This is a genomic window from Bacillus sp. H1a (genome assembly GCF_000633475.1).
Taxonomy (GTDB): domain Bacteria; phylum Bacillota; class Bacilli; order Bacillales; family Bacillaceae_G; genus Bacillus_A; species Bacillus_A paramycoides.
In genome coordinates, this window is the sequence record NZ_AYMH01000030.1 from 31,813 (window position 1) to 54,322 (window position 22,510).

Genomic DNA, 22,510 nt, shown 5'->3' on the forward strand with positions numbered 1-22,510 from the left:
CTAAATAAAAATTTACTGTAATGATTGTAAGAGCGACGCTTGTAGTGAAAAGGAAAGAAATATTCACTAATAGGTGCTTTCATTTCTATTTTACCATAATGGTACGAAGAATCTAAAAATTTGTATTTAAGTTATGAAAGAAAACGGATATAATGAAGTGGGATTTTTTACAGGTGAGAGGGGAGACACAATTTGAAACAAGAAAGGTCAATCGCACTACCATTAGCAATTTCCATTATAGCCATTTCATTCGCAGCAGTTTTTGTAAAGATGTCCTCAGCACCATCTTCCATTTTAAGTATGTATCGTTTATGGATTATTGTACTTATTATGCTGCCTATCGTTTGGAAAAAACGGGAAGAGTTTAGTAAGATTCAAATAAAAGATTGGGGATTTTTAATTGGATCTGGATTCTTTTTAGCGCTACATTTTCTTTTATGGTTTGAGTCTTTAAAGCATACAACAGTTGCTAGTTCGACAATTATTTTAGCACTTCAACCGATCGTGTCTTTAGTTGGAGGTTTTTTTCTGTTTAAAGAAAGAACAACCTATTCAGCAATTGCGACGATGGGTATCGCTATATTAGGTGTAATGTGTATTGGCTGGGGAGATTTAGGTTTAAGTAAACAAGCAATTTATGGAGATATATTATCCTTTTTAAGTGTAATAGCGGTTGTCGGTTATTTATTTATCGGACAAACGACAGTAAAGAAAGTATCGCATTGGATTTATAGCTTTACAGTTTTTGCATTCGCAGGTATTTTCATGGGAATTTATAATGCCATACTGCAAGTACCTTTTACAGGTTATACGAAGTGGGACTGGACTATTTTTCTTTTACTTGCGATTGTACCGACAGTGTCACACGTAATTAATAACTGGCTATTAAACTACGTAAATGCAACAACAATTTCAATGAGTATTCTAGGAGAACCAGTTGGGGCATCTATACTAGCGTTCTTCTTACTTGGAGAAAAATTAAACGCAATGCAAATTATCGGCAGCATGCTCGTATTGTTTGGTGTATCTGTTTTCTTACTACAGCAACAAAAACGAACATCAAAAAATGTGGTGAACGAGCAGGTGTATACACAGGAACTATAACGAATTTATTGTAATATGCGAAAAGAGAGGTTATTGGTAGCTTCTCTTTTTTTGTTCTATGCTGAAAGTAAAAGAGATTTTATAGTGGAGTTAAATCATACGTTTCTCATACAAAGGGAAGGAGAAGCAAAGATGAAAGAAATTTTAATGAAATACATGACAAATCTTACAACATTAAGTGAAGAACAGCAGCGCATGATCGTGGAAGAGTTACAAATTGAAGAATATAAAAAAGGAACAGTGCTCTTAAGACAAGGAGATGTTCCGTCTAAATGTTATTTTGTATTAAAAGGATGCATTAGGCAACATTGTATAAATGAATCTGGAAAAGAAGTTACATCAAATTTTTATACAGAAGAACAAGCGATCTCAAATTTTAACCACCATAAACAAGATAAATCATCCCCACATACGTTAACGTGTTTAGAAGACTGTATAGTAGTCGTGGGTGACCTTAATAATGAAAAGGGCATGTATAATAAATATTCACAGTTAGAAGAAATGACACGCCAAATGATTGAATACAATTTTGGTGAAATACAAGAAGAGCTTACATTATTTATTGCATCGACACCAGAAGAACGCTACAAATCATTATTACAAAAACGACCTCATTTAATCGATCGTGTTCCTCAATATCAATTGGCAAGTTACCTTGGTATTACGCCAGAATCGTTAAGCAGAATAAAGAAAAGACTTAAGTAATAGATTTTCTGCCGCCTTTTAGAAGTAGCCATATGCTAAGTCCTAATTCACCTGCAATCATAGGCAATTGGAATAAAACTTTAGTAAACGAAATGATTGCATCATATTGCGAAAACATCGTATTCATTACGTTAATGACGATATAACCGATTGCAGCAATGAGCAGTAATACACTAATAGTTTTCGGTATTCTTTTAGATTGAAAGGTTACATATCCTAACGTGAGAAGATGTAAGCCGAAAATGATTAATCCTACAGACCAAATGTATTCAAAAGCTTCTAGAAATAACATTATATATGCTTCTGGATTAGCGACTGTACTTTTAGAAAGAAGTAATACAAATGTTAAATTGAATATAGCAATTCCAAGTAGTGCTGTATACATAAGACGAAGCCAGGCAGTTAGTAATGAGAGACTAGCGTGGATAGGCTTTAGAAAGAAATAAAGAGCCCATGCGACGATAATATCAGTAATAAAAATGATAATCCATCCGAAGATTTCCGCTTTGAAAAGTGAATTTTGAATATTATGGAGTGTCGTGCTCGCATCTCCTTGTACAACGAGATTTGCGTGAACAAAACCGTAAGAAAAAAATGCAATGAATGCCATAACAAGAAGAGAAGTACCAGCAAATAAGGCATACTTTCGTTCAGTCATAATACGTCCTCCTATTCTAATGTTGCTTTCATTGTAATAGGAAAGAGAAGGGGGTTCATTGACTTAAATCAAGAGAGGGGAAGTTTAGTGGAATTTCCATCAAAAAAAGATGCATGGTTATATCCAATTTTTCTAGTTGTTATTGGTGCATGCATTGCTCCAATCTTTGCAGGGAGAGAATATTTTCTTCTGTTTTTTACAATTCCGTTAGCTATGGTACTTACTTGGAGTTGGTTTACGACAAAGTATATTGTGGAGGGAGAAGTAATCATTATTAAATCAGGACCTATTAAGAAGCGGATTTTCATAAAAGATATAAAGAAAATTTCTAATACGAAAAATCCGTTAGCAGCCTATGCACTATCATTTGATCGATTAGAAATTCTATACGGATCATATGAAACAGAACTTATTTCTCCAAGAAATAAAGAAGAATTTAATTCGTTGTTAAAAAGAAAAAATCCTCAAATAGAAATAAAGTAAGAGAGTGGCTTCGTATCCACTCTCTTTATTTTACTTTGGATTTGTCATATAAGATTGTACGTGAACGATACATAATTCACGGAATTTTCCTTCGGCAGTTGTGACAATAACAACTGCTCTTCCCGCACTTTTTCCTGTAATTGTTACAGTCTCACCTTTTGGATATATGGTGATAACGTCGGAATTCATATTTGTCCATATAAGCTCTTTATTCGTTGCCTGCATTGGTAAAACGGAAGCTGATAAATCAGCGCTTTGTCCCATTTTTATTTTTAGCTTATTTTTTTGTATATGAATACCAATTACAGATATAACAGAAGGAGCAATTGAAATTTTAGGTGGATTTGGTTGTATGTTTAAGCAAGAAGCAGAAGTATTTGTGATAGGTGAAAATTTTCTTATATGTTGTCGCTGTAAAGATGCTAACATTTTGGAGTCCCCTTTCTGTATAAGTGTCGATATTAATAATATAAAGGAAGAATGTTATAGTAAATTTAACGAAACATAAAGAAATTGTTAAATTCGAGAAGAAAACTGTCTATAATAAAAAATAACCTCCGCTTGTATATTAAAAGCGGAGGTTATTTTTATAGGCTATGTTGTTTTTCGAAATCTTCAAATTGCTCTTCAACTTCTTTTGAAGGTTTTGTTAGTAAACTAACAATTACGATTACAATTAAACTAATAGCGAAACCAGGAATCATTTCATATAAGAAATCTTTCAAGAATTTGAATTGAGTCCATATAATTACAGTAGCGGCACCAGAAATCATACCAGCAAGTGCGCCCCATTTCGTCATACGTTTCCAATATAAGCTTAATAAAATAGCAGGTCCAAATGAAGAACCAAATCCAGCCCAAGCATATCCAACAAGAGCTAAAATCGTATCATTTTGTTTAAACGCTAATGCACACCCAATTAGTGCAATACCAAGAACAGCCATACGACCGACAAATACAAGTTCTTTATCAGAAGCAGAACGCTTAAAGAATGTACGATATAAATCCTCAGTTACCGCACTTGAAGTAACGAGAAGCTGAGATGAGATTGTACTCATAACCGCTGCTAAAATTGCAGCTAATAAAAATCCAGTAATAAGTGGATGGAATAAAATGGTCCCTAATTCCAGGAAAATGGTCTCTTTGTTTGCAATTGTTAAGCCATTTTGTGAATAGTAAGCAATACCGATAAGACCAGTAAACATAGCTCCGACAACAGAGAAAATCATCCAGCTCATACCAATTCGGCGTGCAGTTTTAATTTCTTTTACAGAAGAAATCGCCATAAAGCGTACGATAATATGAGGTTGTCCAACATAACCAAGGCCCCAAGCGAATAATGAAATAATTCCTAATACAGAAGTGCCTTTAAAAATATCTAATAATGTTGGATCGATAGATTTAATTGTTTCGAATGCTGGGCCAAGTCCATTTACATGCATAATTGTTACAACCGGAACAAGAATAAGAGCGACTACCATAATGATTCCTTGCACGAAGTCTGTCCAACTTACAGCTAAGAAACCGCCAAATAGTGTATAAGCTACAACAACGCCTGCAACAATGAATAATCCAACATGATAGTTCATACCAAAGGAATTTTCAAATAATACAGCGCCTGAAACTAATCCTGAAGCTACATAGAAAGTAAAGAAAATCATAATAACAAGTCCAGATACTAGGCGTAGCATATGAGATTTGTCGTGGAAACGGTGTTCCAAAAATTCTGGGATAGTAATAGAGTTGTTTGCAATTTCAGAGTAGGTACGTAAGCGAGGAGCGACGTAGATCCAGTTTGCGTATGCGCCTAGTGTTAGGCCAATCGCAATCCAACTACTACTTAATCCAACGCCAAACATTGCACCGGGTAATCCCATTAAAAGCCAACCGCTCATATCAGCTGCTCCAGCACTTAATGCTGTTACTGCGGGGCCTAGTGTACGCCCGCCAAGCATATAATCTGTTAAGTTGGACGTTCGTTTGTAGGCGAAATAGCCGATTACTAACATCCCGAGCATGTAAATAGAGATAGAAGTTAAAGTTAACATCTGCGTACTCATGTAGTTCCCCTTCCTTTTGTCATGTCTTTTGATGCATTTTGCATATGTATAATCTATCATGATTATTCAGAAAAATCCATGCGGAAATATGAATTTTCTGAAATGTAAGCGTTTTTTGACATTAATTTGCTTTTGTAATATATAATTTTCTGACAAAAAAACCTTAATTTTAATAGAGTATTTATTATATTTACATAAAAATAGGTTGTTTTGTCAATATAATATTGAATGAAGAAAAAATATTTTTTTCGGAAAAAGTATTGACTTATTTGAAAAATGAGGAATATAATGAGTGCAACTTAAAAAAAATGCAAGCGTTGATGAAGAAGAGTACACATGATGAACATGTCAGAGAGCTGATGGTTGGTGCGAATCAGTATGGGATTGATGTGGAATGGGCTTCGGAGCTTCCAAACCGAAACGAAAGAAGTAGGCTTTGGCGACATGATCTCATCGATACAAGAGACACGTATTATTTTTTGATACGGCAAAGTGCGTTACATTCGTAACGAATTAAGGTGGCACCACGGGAGTACCCGTCCTTTCTATAGGATGAGTACTCCCTTTTTGTGTATAAAAAATTGTTGAACGTCCTATAAAAATTAAATATGTTAAATCGTTTAAGTAAGAAGAGTACGTATAATGGAGACGTTACAGAGAGCCGGGGACAGGTGGGAGCCCGGTGCGGTGCCATATACGGAATGGGCTTACGAGAGGTATGCTGAACAATTGTTTTCAGTAGGCAACCCGGGTTCCGCCGTTACAAGGATAAGGTATATATTTTGTACCTGAATAAAGCGGGATGCTTTTGCATCCAACATGAGGTGGTACCACGGTAAATTTATCGTCCTCTACATATTTCGATATGTAGGGGACTTTTTTTATTTTTCAGAGTGAGGTGAAAGGCATGATGACGAAAGAAGAATTTATGAAGCAAAAAGAACTAGGAAAACCATTTTTAATAATTGCTGAAGAAGAAGGAGATAGCATTACGCCAATTTCTTTATATAGACGTTTGAAAGGAAAGAACAAGTTTTTATTAGAAAGCTCACAGCTTCATCAAGATAAAGGACGCTACTCTTACTTAGGGTGTAATCCATATGGAGAAGTGAAAAGCGTTGGTACAGTCGTAGAAATAACGTTAAATGGTCAAACTGAAAAACTTCAAAAAAATGTATTACACGTATTAGAAGAAACGCTCGCACCAGAGCAAGTAGAGAGTCCATTCCCGTTTTGCGGAGGAGCGATTGGATATATCGGCTACGACGTAATTCGGCAGTATGAAAATATAGGAGAGGAATTAATTGACCCATTAAATATCCCAGAAGTACACGTACTACTGTATCGCGAGTTTATCGTTTACGATCATTTACGCCAAAAATTATCGTTTGTATATGTATACAAGAAAGACGATTCTGGCTCCTATGAAGAAGTCTATGAAAGATTACAAGTATACAAAGAGGAAGTACTAAGTGGAGAAGAGGCCGCGGTAAGTGAAGTGCTATCACCTTTATCATTTACTTCTTCAGTAACTGAAAAAGAATTTTGTGAAATGGTAGAAACAGCGAAAGAATACATTCGGGCCGGAGATATTTTTCAAGTTGTATTATCTCAGCGTTTGCGAAGTGAATGTAAAGGAGATTCATTTGCATTATACCGGAAACTTCGGATTGCAAATCCATCGCCATATATGTTCTATATCGATTTTCAAGATTACGTCGTTCTCGGCTCTTCACCAGAAAGTTTACTATCAGTAAGAGACGATAAGGTAATGACAAATCCAATTGCTGGTACGAGGCCGAGAGGGAAAACGAAGCAGGAAGATGAGGAAATCGAAAAAGAACTGTTAGGAAATGAGAAAGAGCGAGCAGAGCATATGATGCTTGTAGACCTAGGCCGAAATGATATTGGCAGAGTAAGTGAAATTGGCTCTGTGACGATAGATAAATATATGAAAGTAGAGAAATACTCTCACGTTATGCATATTGTATCTGAAGTTTACGGAACATTGCGAAAACGAATGAGCGGATTTGATGCATTAGCGTATTGTTTACCAGCTGGCACAGTATCAGGTGCTCCGAAAATTAGAGCGATGGAAATCATCAATACATTAGAGCATGAAAAAAGAAATGTATACGCCGGAGCAGTTGGATATATTTCATTCTCAGGAAACCTTGATATGGCGCTAGCAATTCGAACGATGGTTGTGAAAGATGAGAAAGCGTACGTTCAGGCAGGAGCGGGTATCGTCTACGATTCAGACGCGATAGCTGAATATGAAGAAACATTAAATAAAGCGAGAGCGCTTTTGGAGGTAATGAAATGATTGTACTTATCGATAATTATGACTCATTCACATATAACTTGTATCAACTGTTAGGCGAGTACGAGGAAGAAATTGTTGTCGTAAGAAATGATCAAATAACAATTGAACAATTAGAAGAGATGAAGCCGAAAGGAATTGTGTTATCGCCAGGACCTGGGAAACCAGAAGATGCTGGAATTTGTATCGAGGTCATTCGTCACTTTTATAAGAACGTTCCTATCTTAGGTATTTGCCTCGGTCATCAAGCAATTATATCTGCATTTGGAGGAGAAATTGTTAGAGCAGAGCGCATTAAACACGGAAAAACATCGCGAGTGAAACATAACGGAACGTCAATCTTTTCATACGTTACGCAGCCGCTTACGGCAATGCGTTACCATTCACTCGTTGCAGCACAAATGAGTTTACCACAATGCTTTGACGTATTAGCGACAGCGATGGATGACGGAGAAATAATGGCAGTTCGTCATAACTATTATCCGCTCTTCGGATTACAATTTCATCCGGAATCAATCGCAACAGAAGAAGGCGGAAAATTAATACGTGCCTTTTTAGCACAAGTGAAAGAGGAGGAAAGAGTATGAACAGTTATCTTCGAAAATTAGTAGAGGGACAGCATTTAACAGAAGGAGAAATGTATGAAGCAGGGCTCCTTTTATTAAGTGAAAACATATTAGAAAGCGAAATTGCTGCCTTTTTAGCACTGCTGAAAGCGAAAGGGGAAACAGCAGAAGAAATATACGGTCTCGTTCGTGCTCTTCGTGAAAAGGCATTGCCGTTTTCGAATCATATAAAAGGCGCGATGGACAATTGCGGCACAGGTGGTGACGGTGCGCAAACATTCAATATTAGTACAACATCTGCATTCGTCCTTGCTGGAACTGGCGTAAAGGTTGCAAAACATGGAAACCGTGCTATTTCTAGTAAAACAGGAAGTGCTGACTTATTAGAAGAACTCGGTGTAAACATTAGCTGTACGCCTGGTGAGATTGACTATTTATTAGAGAATGTAGGTATTGCCTTCTTATTCGCACCAGCGATGCATCCAGCATTACGACGCATTATGAAAATAAGAAAAGAATTAAACGTTCCGACAATCTTTAACTTAATTGGACCGTTAACGAATCCGGTTAATTTAGAAACACAATTTGTCGGTATTTATAAACGAGATATGTTATTGCCGGTAGCCAAAGTATTGCAGAAACTCGGACGAAAACAAGCGCTCGTTGTAAATGGAAGTGGATTTTTAGATGAAGCATCATTACAAGGCGAAAACTACGTCGCTATTTTAAAAGATAATGAAATAATTGAAACGAGTATTGCACCAGAAAAATATGGTTTCTCAAGAGTGAAAAATGAAGACATTAGAGGCGGAAATTCAAAAGAAAACGCAAAGATTACGCTCGGAGTATTAAGCGGAGAAAAAAGTGTATACCGCGATACCGTTTTATTAAATGCAGGGCTTGCTCTTTTCGCAAACGGAAAAGCAGAATCGATTGAAGAAGGAATTAAACTAGCGGCACATAGCATTGACTCTGGAAAAGCATTAGAAAAATTAAACTTATTAATTACAGCAAGTTATGAAAAATTAGAAAGGGTGAATTAAAGTGGGGACGATTTTAGACAAAATTGTAGAGCAAAAGAAAGTAGAAGTTGCGGAGTTATATGAAACGTATTCACCAGTAAAAGCAAAAAGGCAAACACACTCACTTGTAAAAGCTTTAGAGCAGTTTACTGTAATCGCAGAGGTGAAGCGAGCGTCTCCATCAAAAGGTGATATAAATTTACATGTTGATGTACCAAGACAAGTTAAAACATATGAAGAATGTGGTGCTGGGGCGGTTTCCGTTTTAACAGACAGTCAATTTTTTAAAGGATCGTTTCACGACTTACAAACCGCAAGAACAGAAAGTAACATTCCGCTTTTATGCAAAGACTTTATAATCGATAAAATTCAAATTGATAAGGCATATGAAGCAGGAGCAGATCTTATTTTATTAATCGTAGCGGCGTTAACGAAAGAGAAGTTAAAAGAGCTTTATAACTACGTACTAGAAATAGGATTAGAAGCGATTGTTGAAGTTCATGATGAACGAGAACTAGAAATTGCAATTGAATTAAATCCACATGTTATTGGCATTAACAATCGAAACTTAAAAACGTTCGAAGTAGATGTAAGCCAAACAGAAAAGCTCGGAAAACGATTGAATGAGGAAAAATTACTATGGATTAGCGAAAGTGGCATTCATTCAAAAGAGGATATTATTCGCGTCAAAAGAGCTGGTGCAAAAGGTGTATTAGTTGGTGAAGCACTTATGACAACATCTTCTATTAGCAGATTTTTCGATGAATGTAAGGTGAAAATATGAAAGTAAAAATTTGCGGTATTACTGATGTTGAAACAGCGAAAAGTGCGTGTGAATACGGTGCAGATGCAATCGGATTTGTTTTTGCAGAAAGTAAACGGAAAATCACTCCCGAGCAAGCGAAAGAAATTATTCAGGAACTTCCAGCGCACGTTTTAAAAGTTGGTGTTTTCGTAAATGAATCAGTAGAAATGATCCAGAAAATTGCAAAGGAATGCGGGTTAACACATGTGCAATTACACGGGGATGAGGAAAATTATCACATTAGAAGATTGAATATTCCGTCTATAAAAGCGGTAGGAGTAGTTGCGGAGAGTGAAATTAAAAACGCAAATATATACGAAACTGATTATGTATTATTTGATAGCCCGAAAGAAAGGTTTCATGGAGGAAATGGTAAGACATTCTCATGGGAGTTACTCGCACATATGCCAAACGAGTTGCGAGAGAAAACGATATTAGCTGGTGGATTAAACATCCTTAATATAGAAGAAGCAATTCGAACCGTTCAGCCCTATATGATCGATGTGAGCAGTGGAGTAGAGACAGAAGGAAAGAAAGATATAGAGAAAATAAAACAATTTATACAAAAAGCGAAGGAGTGTTCCAAATGAATTATGCATATCCAGATGAAAAAGGTCATTACGGTATATACGGAGGACGATACGTTCCAGAAACGTTAATGCAATCCGTATTAGAACTAGAAGAAGCATATAAAGAAGCGATGCAAGACGAAGCGTTTCAAAAGGAATTAAATCATTATTTACAAACGTATGTTGGAAGAGAAACACCGCTATATTTTGCGGAAAATATGACGAAGTATTGCGGCGGGGCAAAGATTTATTTAAAGCGTGAAGATTTGAATCATACAGGAGCTCACAAAATTAACAATACAATTGGCCAGGCACTTCTTGCGGTAAGAATGGGTAAGAAAAAAGTTGTCGCTGAAACAGGGGCTGGACAACATGGAGTTGCAACAGCTACTGTATGTGCACTTCTTGGTTTAGAATGCGTCATTTTCATGGGAGAAGAAGATGTAAGACGTCAAAAATTAAATGTGTTCCGAATGGAATTGCTCGGAGCGAAAGTAGAAAGCGTAGCGGCCGGTAGCGGTACATTAAAAGATGCTGTGAACGAGGCGCTTCGTTACTGGGTTTCACACGTGCATGATACGCACTATATTATGGGATCAGTTCTCGGACCACATCCATTCCCGCAAATTGTCCGTGATTTCCAAAGTGTAATTGGAAAAGAAACGAAAAAACAATATGAAGCGCTAGAAGGGAAATTACCAGAAGCAGTCGTTGCTTGTATTGGCGGTGGTAGTAACGCGATGGGAATGTTTTATCCGTTCGTACACGATGAAGAAGTTGCTCTTTACGGCGTAGAAGCAGCTGGAAAAGGGGTCCATACAGAAAAGCACGCAGCGACTTTAACGAAAGGAAGCGTCGGTGTTTTACACGGGTCAATGATGTACCTTCTGCAAAATGAAGAAGGACAAATTCAAGAAGCGCACTCTATTTCGGCAGGACTGGATTACCCGGGTGTTGGACCAGAACATAGTTTACTAAAAGACATCGGTCGCGTTTCTTACCATTCGATTACAGATGATGAAGCGTTAGAAGCGTTCCAATTGTTAACGAAAAAAGAAGGGATTATCCCGGCATTAGAAAGCTCACATGCTGTTGCATACGCTTTAAAACTAGCACCGCAAATGAAGCAAGACGAAGGACTTGTCATTTGTTTATCCGGTCGTGGTGATAAAGATGTAGAGAGCATAAAACGTTATATGGAAGAGGTGTAAAAAATGGGAGTAGAAAAAATTAAAGCAGCGTTTGAAAATGGCAAGAAAGCATTTATTCCTTACGTAATGGGTGGAGATGGTGGCCTTGGAAAATTAAAAGAACAAATCCGTTTTCTAGATGAAGCAGGGGCAAGTATTGTTGAAATTGGTATCCCATTTTCAGATCCAGTCGCAGACGGTCCAACTATTCAAAGAGCAGGAAAAAGAGCGTTAGATAGCGGTGTAACATTAAAAGGTATTTTTCAAGCATTAGCTGAAGTGAGGAAAGAAGTACAAATTCCATTTGTACTCATGACATATTTAAATCCAGTACTCGCATTCGGAAAAGAACGTTTCATCGGGAGTTGTCTTGAGGTAGGTGTGGATGGCATTATCGTTCCAGACTTACCGTATGAAGAACAAAATATTATCGCTCCATTACTTCGAGAGGCAAATATTGCTTTAATTCCACTCGTAACCGTAACGAGCCCAATTGAGCGGATTGAAAAAATTACGAGTGAATCACAAGGATTCGTCTACGCTGTTACAGTAGCGGGGGTAACGGGAGTACGCCAAAACTTTAAAGACGAGATTCATAGTTACTTAGAAAAAGTAAAATCACACGTCCACTTACCGGTAGTTGCAGGATTCGGTATTTCAACACGAGAACAAATAGAAGAAATGATTACAATATGCGACGGTGTTGTCGTTGGAAGTAAAGTCATTGAGCTTTTAGAAAATGAAAAGCAAGAGGAAATATGTGAGTTAATACATGCGGTAAAACAAAAAGAAGAGGCGTAAGTCTCTTCTTTTTGTTTCCTTTAAGAAATGTTAAAATATACAGAAAATACATATATTTTAGAGGGTGAGAAGGCATGCTAAGACGTAAACTATTATATCTTCTGTTAACAGTACCACTATACGCTCGGCTCATTAGCATGACGAAAATAGAATTATTGGCTCTATTTCTAGGGTATGTATTCATCTTTTCCAACTTAAAGCGGATTCAAGAGCAATCTATTTTAGAAGTATGTATATTTTCAATTATTATAGAACTATTTAGTATCGTTTCGATTGTATTATTAAACGAATTATTCCGGGGGATTCATTCATTTGCATTAATGAAATTTGGGAATATTGTACTGCAAGTAGTATGTACTTATATTGTGTTTGCTGTTTTAGAAAAGATGCTTGGGCAGCAGACGGTTTTTCAGGATAAATAAGAGGCCTACTGTTAATAGGGGCCTCTTACTATTTTAACCTAATGGGTTCTCGCCGAAACGCTCCCATAACTTTGGAAAGCGCTCCGCTAGTTCATCTTCATCATCTTCCCAATCGAATTCCAGTTCAGGCATAGATGAATCATGCCCTTTTTCATCTAATAGGGAGTCAAATTTATTCCACAGATCATCGTCCCATTCTGTATCACCGATTTCTTTTAAAGAGAAGGCTTCAAGTCCGACAGATAGCATTTCCTCGAATTCTGGAATAAGCTCATCTTCTTCATAAAACTCCGGAATTAAGTTTGCTAGGGACTCAGGGTGTTCTACTGCGGATTCAAAGATTTCTTGTCCACATGCAATAAGCCAGCCTCTAAAGTAATCAAATGAATCATCAGAGCATCCACCTAAAATAATATAAGCGCTAGCCCATAGGTTAGACGTATAAGATTGCTTTAAAGCGTTTTGGAGATGAATCTCAAAATCTATAATTTCACTTGTAGGCTTTTTAGATAATTGTTTAATTAACCAATCACTCGTTGCGTCTTTTGTATTCATTTCAGAAATAAATTGCCAAAATTGTTCTTTATTCATATGTATAACACCTCGAAAAAATGTATTTCTTAAAGTGTAACATTTTTTCGGTTATTCACTTCATTAACAATAACGAGAAAAACTGTTATAAAATTAATTGAAAATTATAACACCTGTTATATAATAGTTAAAATTGCATTTTTTACGAAATGAGATGATAGCATGGCCATATTGTTGGCACTTATCCCGATTATGATGATTTTCATTTGTTTATTTTTGTTTAAACAAACGTCATTAAGAGCCTCATTAATTTCTTATGCCGTTTCTGTCGGAATCGTTTTACTCTCGCCAACGTTTCAATTAGGGATAAGTGAAACTGTACACGCAACGATTAAAGGTTGGTTAATTTGTTTTATTGTCGGATACGTTTTGTTTTTCGGTATTTTTTTATTTCACCTTATGAACAAAATGGGGTATATCGATCAAGTAGCGAGATTTCTAGAACAAGTCACGCACGATCGATTATTGCAAATGCTTCTTATGTGTTTTGGTATTTGTCCACTTATTGAATCAGTAAGTGGGTTCGGAATTGGCTTTATGGTCGCAGCACCTATTTTTCTTTCTCTCGGCTATAAACCATTTCAAGCTGTGCTACTCTCGTTTATCGGCTTACTTGCAAGCTCATGGGGCGCGATGGCAACCGGTACAATTATCGGTTCTCAGCTTATTAACATGCCGCTCACAACTCTTGGCACAAATACAGCGCTATTAAGCATCCCGATTTTTGCTTACTTTATTATTCTGTCTTTATATGTTGTTGGTGGCTTTCAGGCGGTTATAAAAAAGTGGAAGGAGGGAGTAGGGTTCTTTCTATTATTTTCTACAGGAATCTATCTTTCTAACACGTACGTAAGTGTTGAATTAGCAGGGATATTAAGTTCTATCGTTACAATTACATTTGGCTTTCTTATCATTAAATTAAAAGGGAAAAGTGAGCAAAACCTTTTAACGGAACATGCGGCTGCTGCAGAGAGAGAAGTATCCATTATAAAAATTATTAGCCCTTATATCTTTTTAACAGTTTGTATTTTACTTTCTCGCCTTGTTCCAGTATTACATGATTCGCTTAGGTCATATGCGGTTCTCGATTTTAAATCATACTCTTACAAATTAGAAATGCTGTATTCGCCAGGATTTTGGCTCGGTATGACTTGTTTATTTACAATTATTTTCTTCCGCATTCCATCTACTATTATTAAACAATCAATCTCACAAACGATAAAACAATGGATTCCTTTCGCTATTACAACGACGATGTTCATTGCAATTTCAGAACTAATGGGTGCATCTGGTATGCATTCATTACTAGCAAAAACAGCTGGTGAAACATTTGGTACCTTTTTCGTTTTCGTTGCGCCATTCATCGGCGGAATTGGTGGCTTTTTAACAGGTAGTAACGCAGGATCAAATGCAATGTTTATAAAACTGCAAATGCAAACAGCTCAAAACGTAGCACTCCCGTGGCAATACGTCACAACGCTTCAAAATACCGCATCATCAGTAGCGACAATCGCTTGTCCATCACGTATTACACTTGGTGCTTATTTATGTAATATCCCTTATCGTGAAAATGAACTATTAAAGAAAACGACGTTAATGATTTTTGGTGCGGTGTTACTTGTAGTGATAGAAGTTATTTTTTGGTACGTATTGATAAAGTGAAACTTTAATTAGTCGGGAGCGTTTTACATCCCCACAAAGCATTAGTTGAACCAATCGGGCTTTTACGGGCAGTCAGGCTCCCGCTGGATTTTTTTGTGGGGGTCTTACTGCCCGTTAATGTGGGATAAAGTGAAAAATCCTCCTAACATAGGAGGATTTTTTTTATGATTGGATAATTTGTAAGTATGTAAAGCTGCTACTAAATGAATAGGAGATGAAAGAGATGTCCTTAAAAAACTACGGTGTGTTAAAAGGTACCGTTATACAATCAAAGATTGGAAAAGGGAAAACACCTCATTATCAAGTTCATTTACAAGGCGAAGTAGGAGTAGATTATCGCATTGCAATTAATGTGAAGTCGCAAAGTTATCCGTCGGAGGTTTTATATTTTGCGAGTAACAATATTCGATTAGAGGCGATTCATATTTTACCGACATTACCGTTCGGCTTTACAGAAGTAAAGAATAACGAACCGAAAGTCGCTTTAGATTATGTAAGAGGTAATTTATTTGAATCAAAGCAAATGATTCCTTTGCCAGCTGAAAAATCGGGATCTGATAATGATTTAAATGAGAAAATAGAACATTATATAAAAAGAGCAATAGATGAGAAAGCAATTATTTATGCGTTTGGTGAAAGGTGGGGACCGGAAGAAAAGGTTCCGGATTCATATTTCCACTTTACACCTGGAAACGGTATACACGATATTCATATGAATCAAGGGAATGTAGAGAAATGGCAAGGTGATGACGGTATATGGCAAGATGGAGGTTTGCTCATTCATTTTGAGAAGAGGGAAGAGTGGGTAGGTATTTTCCTTGCCTTTCAGTCACAGTCATGGTGTACCGATGAAGAGGGGCATGCTCGTGTTCCGGTTGAGAATTGTAGTTATAAGAGAGAGAAATGATTAGAGGAGGTAGTTCAAAATGAACTACCTCCTCTAATTTTATAAAATACAAAACTCACAAGTGTAGAAATACAAGAGAACAGCAGTGCCACACTAGAAAACGCAATGAGATACATATTATATTTCATTACTTTACCAATTAGTTGGTTACTATCGTACTGAAAGAGTCCCGCTATTATATTGAATAAAAATAACACGATAAACATGACGATGACACCGTCTATTGATCCTTTAATGTCTGGTTTACTTAAAGCGATATGTGCGGAAATACAAATAGCGATAAATAAAAATAACCAAAATGAAGGATTTAATAAATTGTTTAGCGTAAATAAACTTTTCAATAATACAAACGTTGATAGTATCATGTTTTGGACCATTTCTACATTAATAGAAGTAGAGGCAATCGTTTTTTCGAGAGTTGTATTAAATAGAGAATATGAATCTGGTACGAAATAACGCATTAAAAGGATTAATGCAGTAATACCAGAAATAATAGGGCCGATTCCAATAAAGAAATTCCCAATTCGCTGATATACACTTTTTTGATTGTATTGGTGTTGTATGTAACCTAGAGCACCTTGACTTGTATCTGTTGGGAAGAACTGCGTTGCTACAATTTTATGACGAAATAGTACGCACATAATTGCATGTCCGAGTTCATGAATAGGAACACCAATCCACGCAGTTAATAGGAATCCTTTTCTTCCGAAAGCCCTTGACCAATACATTCGTGTGAGAGATTCTAAATAACCTAATAGAAATCCAATTACAATGATGACTCCAATTAAAGAAAATAGTTGGATCACACTTGTAAGGAGTATTTGAAAAATTGAGTTTACAAATTCCATTGTCTTTCATCCAATCTGTTTAAAGTTTCACTTTATTTGCTATGTTTCATAATAGCATTATTTTTCTAGATTACTAGTACATATATTTTCTTTCGAAGGGAGGATTTCATAATCTTTTTCTTGTAGTCATGTTTTATGTCCAAAGTCATATATTGAATCTGTAACACCCTATAAGGTATATGCTTAAGGAGGGATGAGAGAATGAAATGTCCGGCGTGTAGTACAGAAAATGCAGCGGAGGCAAAGTTTTGTGGGAATTGTGGACATTCGTTAACGGAAGAAGCGGAAGCAAGTGGCACACAGGAAGAAGGGCAACTATCGCGCGCAGCGCAAGTAAAGGAAAGTCGGCCGAATGAAACGGTAGAGCAAGCGAAAAAATTTGCAAGTGGTTATTTTCAGTTCTTTCAAAATGCGTTAAAAGCACCGACAGCGATTATGAAAAGTGGAAGTATTGAAGTGCGAAATGGGATAGTGAGTCTTGTGCTTATTTGTTTTTTAGGAGCATGTATATTTTATAGAATAATGAGCGCAGCAACAGCCGTTACGAGAACATTTGCACCAGATATATCTACTCCCACATTTTTTGGAGAATCTGTAACGGTCTTTTTATTTTTATTAATTTTAACTTTATTTGTCGGATTTATTATTTTTGTAAGCGGTAAGATGATGAAATCATCTTTTTCTTTTCTTGAAGTATTCGGTATATGGGGAACGATAGTGACTCCGGCTATTGCTATATTAGTCCTTTCGTTTCTTTTTAGTTTCTTATTAATCTTTTTCTTACCGATATTACTATGGGTAGCTACAACATATATAGGGATTAGTATAATTGTAGCTATATTAAAACTAGACAACGGTGGCTTAGATCCTGTTTACACACTTATTATCGCAAATGTTTTCATTGGGATTGCAACATGGATTGTACTTTGGTCTTACATTAACACGATAATTCAAACCTTTACCAGAGGATTAACTGGCTTCTAATGAAAAGGTGGTTGAACGGATGAATGTATGTACAAAGTGCGGAACTCAGTTTGAAGACGGAGTACAATTTTGCCAAAACTGCGGGACGAAGAGGGGACGTCCTGTAGTACAAAAGCAGAAAATGGGCAAAGGGACAAAAATTGGAATTATACTTTTAGCACTTTTTGTGATAGTAATGGGCGGGTTGTATATGTATGGTGGTTCATATTATTCGCAATCAGCGCAAGTAGACCGTATGATTACTGTTTTACAAGAGAGGAACGGGGAGCAACTGGCTGAGATGGTCACGACAGATGATACAGCGGTTATTGTAACGAGAGAGAGTTTAGCGCCTCTATTTTCATATATAAAAGAAAATCCGTCTTACGTTAATGAATTGAAAGGTTATATGAAGCAAGGACAAAAGCAGGGTGAGGGAATAGAAAGAGTAGATTTTTCTTTAACGAAAGACGGGAAGTATTTCTTTTTATTTGATCGGTATAAATTGAAAGCGAAGACGTATTATGCAACGTTACTTACAAATGAAAAAGATACCTTTTTAAAGGTGAACGGAAAAGAGCTTGATAAGACGAATGATAAAAAGTTTGAGAAGCAATATGGACCGTTTCTTCCAGGGGTACAACTGTTTCAATCAGAATATAAAAATGAATATGTGAAACTATCCCGTGAAGAAAAGGTTGTACTTATGAAACAAAGCCAAAATAATGTAACGATAGATTTAACGTTACAAGGACAATATATTACAGTCCAAACGAATGCGCCTGGTGCGACATTATATGTGAATCAAAAGCCAGTTACAACGTTGACCGGAGAAGAGATTACGTGGGGGCCTATATCTACTGATGGAAGTGCAACGATTTATTTAGAACGAAATGGTGAAAACGGAAGAGAAATGACAAAGGTGGAAACTGTTACCGCACTGTCGACTTATAGTCTTCCATTTCAAAAGAAAGGTGCAGAAAAAACAGTTATTTACAATGTCACCCCGCCAGTTACGACTCAATATGTATATAATGGTTTCATTTTCCCTGATAGTGATATTCGTAAATTAACGAGTGCGGATTTGGGATATTTAACGAAAGAACAATTGAAAATTGCTAGAAATGAAATATACGCAAGACATGGACATATTTTTCAAACGAAAGATATGCAAACGTACTTTTCAAAACAGTCTTGGTACAGAGAAAACCCTTATTTTACAGGAGCGTTAACTAATATTGAATCTTATAATGTTGAACTTATCAAATCAAGAGAATAGAGTGCGTGAAAAAGGTACAGTGCATATTACTGTACCTTTTCTATAGTTATTTAGCTGAATTGGGATCTCATGAGAAAAAATATGAAAGAGGAATGTGACTCTGCTTGCTTTTCCTGATGTACTAACCGTTATTGTATCTGGAGATAAGTTAATAATTTTAACAGTACCGACCGGAAATATGGACTTACCGGCGTGTGATGCTGAGGCGAAGCGAGTGGCTTTCCAAATATCTTGTGCCACAAATTTGTAGAGGGAATTCTCTTTCTTTACAATAGAAGTAGGTGTTATTTCTATAAAATATGGAAATCGTAAAGAGTATGTAAAAAGAAGGAGTGGTAAAGTGAACTATGTCATAATTGGCGGAGATGCAGCTGGTATGAGTGCAGCGATGCAAATTGTTAGAAACGATGAAACTGCAAATGTTGTGACGTTAGAAAAAGGTGAAATATATTCATACGCTCAGTGCGGACTACCGTATGTAATTAGCGGTGCTATTGCTTCAACTGAAAAATTAATCGCACGCAATGTAAAGACATTTCGAGATAAATACGGAATAGATGCGAAAGTGCGTCATGGAGTAACGAAAGTGGATACTGAAAATAAAGTTGTGTATGCAGTACATACGAAGACGAAAGATGTCTTTGAATTTCCATATGATCGATTATTAATCGCGACTGGTGTACGACCTGTTATGCCGGATTGGGAAGGAAGGGATTTACAAGGTGTTCATCTTTTAAAAACAATTCCGGATGCTGAGCGTATATTAGACACGTTACAAGCAAATAGTGTTGAGCAAGTAACGATTATTGGCGGCGGTGCAATTGGTCTAGAGATGGCAGAAACATTTGTAGAACTAGGAAAGAAAGTAAGAATGATTGAGCGAAACGATCATATTGGCACAATTTATGATGCCGATATGGCGGAATATATACATAAAGAAGCGGATAAACATAATATCGAAATTTTAACAAATGAAAATGTAAAAGCGTTTAAAGGAAAAGAGAGAGTAGAGCTAATTGAGACGGATAAAGGTACGTATAAAACAGATCTCGTCTTAGTATCTGTCGGTGTACAGCCAAATACTGATTTTCTTGAGGGGACAAATATACGTAAAAATTATAAAGGTGCAATTGAAGTAAATGCTTATATGCAAACGAATGTGAAAGATGTATATGCAGCAGGAGATTGTGCAACGCATTATCACGTTATAAAAGAGATTCATGATCATATTCCAATTGGAACGACCGCAAATAAACAAGGGCGACTTGCAGGGTTAAATATGGTTGATAAACGAAGAGCCTTTAAAGGTACTTTAGGTACAGGAATTATTAAATTTATGGATCTTACATTAGCGAGAACGGGGTTAAATGAAAAAGAAGCGAGCGGATTAGATATTCCGTATAAAACAGTAAAAATAGATTCAACAAATATGGCAGGCTATTATCCGAGTGCTACACCACTTTATTTGAAATTACTATATCGTTCTGATACGAAACAATTATTAGGCGGACAAGTAATTGGTGAAGAAGGTGTAGATAAGCGTATTGATGTTATCGCAATGGCACTTTTCAATAAAATGAGCATTCACGATTTAGAAGATGTCGACTTAAGTTACGCACCACCATATAACAGCGTTTGGGATCCAATTCAACAAGCAGCAAGGAGAGCGGAATAGCACTTTTTAAGTGCTATTTTTTTGTTAAAGGGGAATGATCATTTTTGTCGAATAAAGAGGATTGGGAAATAGTTACATATAGGGAAGGGGATCATTAAAAATGGTTGTAGCACTTCAAAAAGTTCAAGAATCAGAAAAAACGATTTTACGTAATTTGTACTCACTATATCTTCATGACCTCTCTAGGTTCACTACTAATATAACTATTGGAGCGGATGGTTTTTTTGAATACGAAGATTTGGACACGTTTTGGAAAATCGACGGAATCACTCCATATTTCATAAAAGTTGATAATAGTATCGTAGGGTTTTTATTGTTATTAGAACGTCCATTTTTAAAGAAAGAAAATGACTTTGGTATTAATGATATTTTCATATTGAATCAATATAAAGGAAAAGGAATTGGTAAACAAGTTATTGAGGATTTACTAGAAGAGAAACGAGGACAATATTTCGTCATCGAACTTGTGAAAAATGTACCAGCAGTTTCGTTTTGGAAGAAAGTATATAAAGAACTGAATATTGAATTTGATGAGAGAGAGCAACTAATTGATGATGAAGAATGTCTCGTTCAGACGTTTAAAATATAATGAAATTGGTGCTCTTTACAATTACTTTGAAGTTTAACTTTATCCCGCGTTAACGGGCAGCTCGATTGTCGTGAGAGCTACTAATCGGTGGGGATGGGCAAAATCCTTGCTGATTAAAGTTTCACTTTATTTTGAATATAGCGTTCACCCTTGAAAAGTATAGTAGTTATCGCTTATATTGTCATATAGTATTTGTTTTTTTAACAAGCAATGAACGAACCAGGGGGTACAACATGGCAATAAATATGAAAACAATCGAAGAATGGATTGCTGAATCAAATACAAGACATGAAGAAGACTTTGGACACGTTGTTGAAGAGATGAAAGAAGTATGTGTTGGACTTGATAACGCGACGTTAATTTATACGAAAAATGTATTTTGTTTCGGCAAGAAAGCAGAAGTATTTTTCTTCTTCCAAGATCACGTTGTTATCGGACAAGAGAAGGGAGAGTATGTCGAAGTTGAGAAGTTAAAGTATGCTGATATTACAAATAGTAATTTAAAAACAAATGATAAAAATACTACATTAGAATTGAAGTTTTCTAATGGAAAAGTTATCAATTTAGATAGTTTAAATGATAACTATGGTACGAAAAACTGGTTATTTGCAAGACAAATTAAGAGTATCTTTAAATTAATCTAGTAAAAAAGCAGGCCTTGAACGGCCTGCTTTTTTACTTGTTTCCTATTAAACAAAGGCAACCTCTCTCCTCATAACATTTCACACATTTAAATCCTGTTTTATAAAAGAGGTTTACTAATTCTTCGGTCGCTTTAAATGTATCCATATGATATTGGATTTTGAAAGTTTCAGCGACTAATAAAAAGGATCCGTTCGGTTTTAAGACGCGAAACACTTCTTTTATATCGTGTTCAACATCAGGCCAAAAGTAGTGGGTTTGAAAAGCGGTGATGAGATCAAAGAAGTTCGTATTGTAAGGAATAGAGGAGACGCTTGCTTGATGAATAATTACTTTCGCTGCTTTTACATCCTTCATATTTGCTTTCTTTGAGTTTTCAACAGCTTGATTGGAGTAATCAATCCCATATATTTTCCCATGGGGAGTTAATCTTGAAAGTGTATGTATTGTTTTACCACCTCCACAACCAATATCTAAAATAACTGCATCTTCACTTATATGTATTTTTTGTAAAGCCCAATTTGTTAGTCTCGTATGTGCAGCATTCATAATGCAAAGCATAGAGGAACCGATTGTCCCACGAGGATTTTTCGCTTGCTCGATTAATCGTTGTAAAATACTCAATTCAAACTCTCCTTTTATATAA

24 protein-coding genes, 1 pseudogene and 2 other annotated features are annotated in these 22,510 nt (G+C 36.2%); of the genes and pseudogenes, 18 read left to right on the forward strand and 7 right to left on the reverse strand.

What is annotated here, in order from left to right; all coding sequences use genetic code 11:
• Positions 1 to 192 precede the first annotated feature (192 nt).
• The gene (locus tag U860_RS0114880) at positions 193 to 1,104 is read left to right on the forward strand and encodes a DMT family transporter (RefSeq protein WP_025149165.1); all 912 of its coding nucleotides are present in this window, start codon (positions 193 to 195) and stop codon (positions 1,102 to 1,104) included.
• Between the two features lie 132 nt (positions 1,105 to 1,236).
• On the forward strand, positions 1,237 to 1,809 hold the full coding sequence (locus U860_RS0114885) for a Crp/Fnr family transcriptional regulator (protein ID WP_025149166.1): 573 nt from the start codon (positions 1,237 to 1,239) through the stop codon (positions 1,807 to 1,809).
• Here U860_RS0114885 and U860_RS0114890 read toward each other — a convergent pair.
• The gene (locus U860_RS0114890) at positions 1,802 to 2,467 is read right to left on the reverse strand and encodes a DUF4386 domain-containing protein (protein WP_025149167.1); all 666 of its coding nucleotides are present in this window, start codon (positions 2,465 to 2,467) and stop codon (positions 1,802 to 1,804) included. The two genes, U860_RS0114885 and U860_RS0114890, sit on opposite strands and share 8 nt — an antisense overlap.
• 87 nt (positions 2,468 to 2,554) lie before the next feature.
• Here U860_RS0114890 and U860_RS0114895 point away from each other — a divergent pair, with 87 nt between their 5' ends.
• On the forward strand, positions 2,555 to 2,950 hold the full coding sequence (locus U860_RS0114895; protein WP_025149168.1) for a PH domain-containing protein: 396 nt from the start codon (positions 2,555 to 2,557) through the stop codon (positions 2,948 to 2,950).
• Between the two features lie 30 nt (positions 2,951 to 2,980).
• On the opposite strand, the gene U860_RS0114900 is transcribed toward U860_RS0114895, so the two are convergent.
• The gene (locus tag U860_RS0114900; RefSeq protein ID WP_002170878.1) at positions 2,981 to 3,379 is read right to left on the reverse strand and encodes an Ig-like domain-containing protein; all 399 of its coding nucleotides are present in this window, start codon (positions 3,377 to 3,379) and stop codon (positions 2,981 to 2,983) included.
• 158 nt (positions 3,380 to 3,537) lie between these two features.
• Complete coding sequence (gene putP, locus U860_RS0114905) at positions 3,538 to 5,010, reverse strand: sodium/proline symporter PutP (protein ID WP_025149169.1); 1,473 nt, start codon at positions 5,008 to 5,010, stop codon at positions 3,538 to 3,540.
• A 308-nt stretch (positions 5,011 to 5,318) separates the two neighbouring features.
• Positions 5,319 to 5,557: a binding site (T-box leader), on the forward strand.
• Between the two features lie 63 nt (positions 5,558 to 5,620).
• Positions 5,621 to 5,865 (forward strand) — a binding site (T-box leader).
• A 52-nt stretch (positions 5,866 to 5,917) separates the two neighbouring features.
• Here putP and trpE point away from each other — a divergent pair.
• The 8 genes from trpE to U860_RS0114955 all read left to right on the forward strand — a co-directional run bounded on the left by trpE (position 5,918) and on the right by U860_RS0114955 (position 12,708).
• Positions 5,918 to 7,336 carry an anthranilate synthase component I gene (trpE, locus tag U860_RS0114920; protein ID WP_025149171.1) on the forward strand — a complete coding sequence of 473 codons (1,419 nt, stop codon included), beginning with the start codon at positions 5,918 to 5,920 and terminating at the stop codon, positions 7,334 to 7,336.
• A complete protein-coding gene (locus tag U860_RS0114925; protein ID WP_025149172.1) occupies positions 7,333 to 7,920 on the forward strand; it encodes an aminodeoxychorismate/anthranilate synthase component II in 588 nt (195 codons plus the stop codon). Before trpE ends, U860_RS0114925 begins: the two co-directional genes overlap by 4 nt.
• Positions 7,917 to 8,942 (forward strand): anthranilate phosphoribosyltransferase, encoded by a 1,026-nt coding sequence (trpD, locus tag U860_RS0114930; protein ID WP_025149173.1) that lies wholly within the window; start codon positions 7,917 to 7,919, stop codon positions 8,940 to 8,942. The genes U860_RS0114925 and trpD overlap by 4 nt, the downstream gene beginning before the upstream one ends.
• A 1-nt stretch (position 8,943) precedes the next feature.
• Complete coding sequence (gene trpC, locus U860_RS0114935; RefSeq protein ID WP_025149174.1) at positions 8,944 to 9,705, forward strand: indole-3-glycerol phosphate synthase TrpC; 762 nt, start codon at positions 8,944 to 8,946, stop codon at positions 9,703 to 9,705.
• Positions 9,702 to 10,316 (forward strand): phosphoribosylanthranilate isomerase, encoded by a 615-nt coding sequence (locus U860_RS0114940; RefSeq protein WP_002170884.1) that lies wholly within the window; start codon positions 9,702 to 9,704, stop codon positions 10,314 to 10,316. The genes trpC and U860_RS0114940 overlap by 4 nt, the downstream gene beginning before the upstream one ends.
• Entirely contained in the window at positions 10,313 to 11,506 is a 1,194-nt protein-coding gene (gene trpB, locus U860_RS0114945) for a tryptophan synthase subunit beta (RefSeq protein ID WP_025149175.1), read from the forward strand. The genes U860_RS0114940 and trpB overlap by 4 nt, the downstream gene beginning before the upstream one ends.
• Before the next feature lie 3 nt (positions 11,507 to 11,509).
• A complete protein-coding gene (gene trpA, locus U860_RS0114950) occupies positions 11,510 to 12,286 on the forward strand; it encodes a tryptophan synthase subunit alpha (RefSeq protein ID WP_025149176.1) in 777 nt (258 codons plus the stop codon).
• Between the two features lie 74 nt (positions 12,287 to 12,360).
• Entirely contained in the window at positions 12,361 to 12,708 is a 348-nt protein-coding gene (locus tag U860_RS0114955) for a DUF4029 domain-containing protein (RefSeq protein WP_025149177.1), read from the forward strand.
• Positions 12,709 to 12,741: 33 nt separating this feature from the next.
• Here the strand turns inward: U860_RS0114955 and U860_RS0114960 are convergent, their stop codons facing one another.
• Positions 12,742 to 13,299: a DUF4240 domain-containing protein gene (locus U860_RS0114960; protein WP_025149178.1), complete on the reverse strand. Its 558-nt coding sequence runs from the start codon at positions 13,297 to 13,299 to the stop codon at positions 12,742 to 12,744.
• A gap of 162 nt (positions 13,300 to 13,461) precedes the next feature.
• On the opposite strand from U860_RS0114960, the gene U860_RS0114965 reads away from it, so the two are divergent.
• Positions 13,462 to 14,961 (forward strand): L-lactate permease, encoded by a 1,500-nt coding sequence (locus U860_RS0114965; RefSeq protein WP_025149179.1) that lies wholly within the window; start codon positions 13,462 to 13,464, stop codon positions 14,959 to 14,961.
• Positions 14,962 to 15,184: 223 nt separating this feature from the next.
• Positions 15,185 to 15,868, forward strand: a complete 684-nt coding sequence (locus U860_RS0114970; RefSeq protein ID WP_025149180.1) for a YukJ family protein — start codon at positions 15,185 to 15,187, stop codon at positions 15,866 to 15,868.
• Between the two features lie 14 nt (positions 15,869 to 15,882).
• Here the strand turns inward: U860_RS0114970 and U860_RS0114975 are convergent, their stop codons facing one another.
• Positions 15,883 to 16,716, reverse strand: a complete 834-nt coding sequence (locus U860_RS0114975; RefSeq protein ID WP_025149181.1) for a hypothetical protein — start codon at positions 16,714 to 16,716, stop codon at positions 15,883 to 15,885.
• Between the two features lie 201 nt (positions 16,717 to 16,917).
• On the opposite strand from U860_RS0114975, the gene U860_RS0114980 reads away from it, so the two are divergent.
• On the forward strand, positions 16,918 to 17,700 hold the full coding sequence (locus U860_RS0114980) for a zinc ribbon domain-containing protein (RefSeq protein WP_025149182.1): 783 nt from the start codon (positions 16,918 to 16,920) through the stop codon (positions 17,698 to 17,700).
• Between the two features lie 19 nt (positions 17,701 to 17,719).
• The gene (locus U860_RS0114985; protein WP_025149183.1) at positions 17,720 to 18,958 is read left to right on the forward strand and encodes a YARHG domain-containing protein; all 1,239 of its coding nucleotides are present in this window, start codon (positions 17,720 to 17,722) and stop codon (positions 18,956 to 18,958) included.
• Here U860_RS0114985 and U860_RS36430 read toward each other — a convergent pair.
• Positions 18,947 to 19,195 (reverse strand): annotated as a pseudogene (locus U860_RS36430) (hypothetical protein); the annotation flags it as partial. The gene U860_RS0114985 and the pseudogene U860_RS36430 overlap by 12 nt on opposite strands.
• A 103-nt stretch (positions 19,196 to 19,298) precedes the next feature.
• On the opposite strand from U860_RS36430, the gene U860_RS0114995 reads away from it, so the two are divergent.
• The 3 genes from U860_RS0114995 to U860_RS0115005 all read left to right on the forward strand — a co-directional run bounded on the left by U860_RS0114995 (position 19,299) and on the right by U860_RS0115005 (position 21,866).
• Entirely contained in the window at positions 19,299 to 20,633 is a 1,335-nt protein-coding gene (locus U860_RS0114995) for an FAD-dependent oxidoreductase (RefSeq protein WP_025149184.1), read from the forward strand.
• 100 nt (positions 20,634 to 20,733) lie between these two features.
• Positions 20,734 to 21,222, forward strand: coding sequence for a GNAT family N-acetyltransferase (locus U860_RS0115000; RefSeq protein WP_025149185.1), 489 nt, complete (start codon positions 20,734 to 20,736; stop codon positions 21,220 to 21,222).
• 233 nt (positions 21,223 to 21,455) lie between these two features.
• Entirely contained in the window at positions 21,456 to 21,866 is a 411-nt protein-coding gene (locus tag U860_RS0115005) for a DUF3908 family protein (RefSeq protein ID WP_025149186.1), read from the forward strand.
• Positions 21,867 to 21,897: 31 nt separating this feature from the next.
• Here the strand turns inward: U860_RS0115005 and U860_RS0115010 are convergent, their stop codons facing one another.
• A complete protein-coding gene (locus U860_RS0115010) occupies positions 21,898 to 22,488 on the reverse strand; it encodes a class I SAM-dependent methyltransferase (protein WP_025149187.1) in 591 nt (196 codons plus the stop codon).
• Positions 22,489 to 22,510 lie beyond the last annotated feature (22 nt).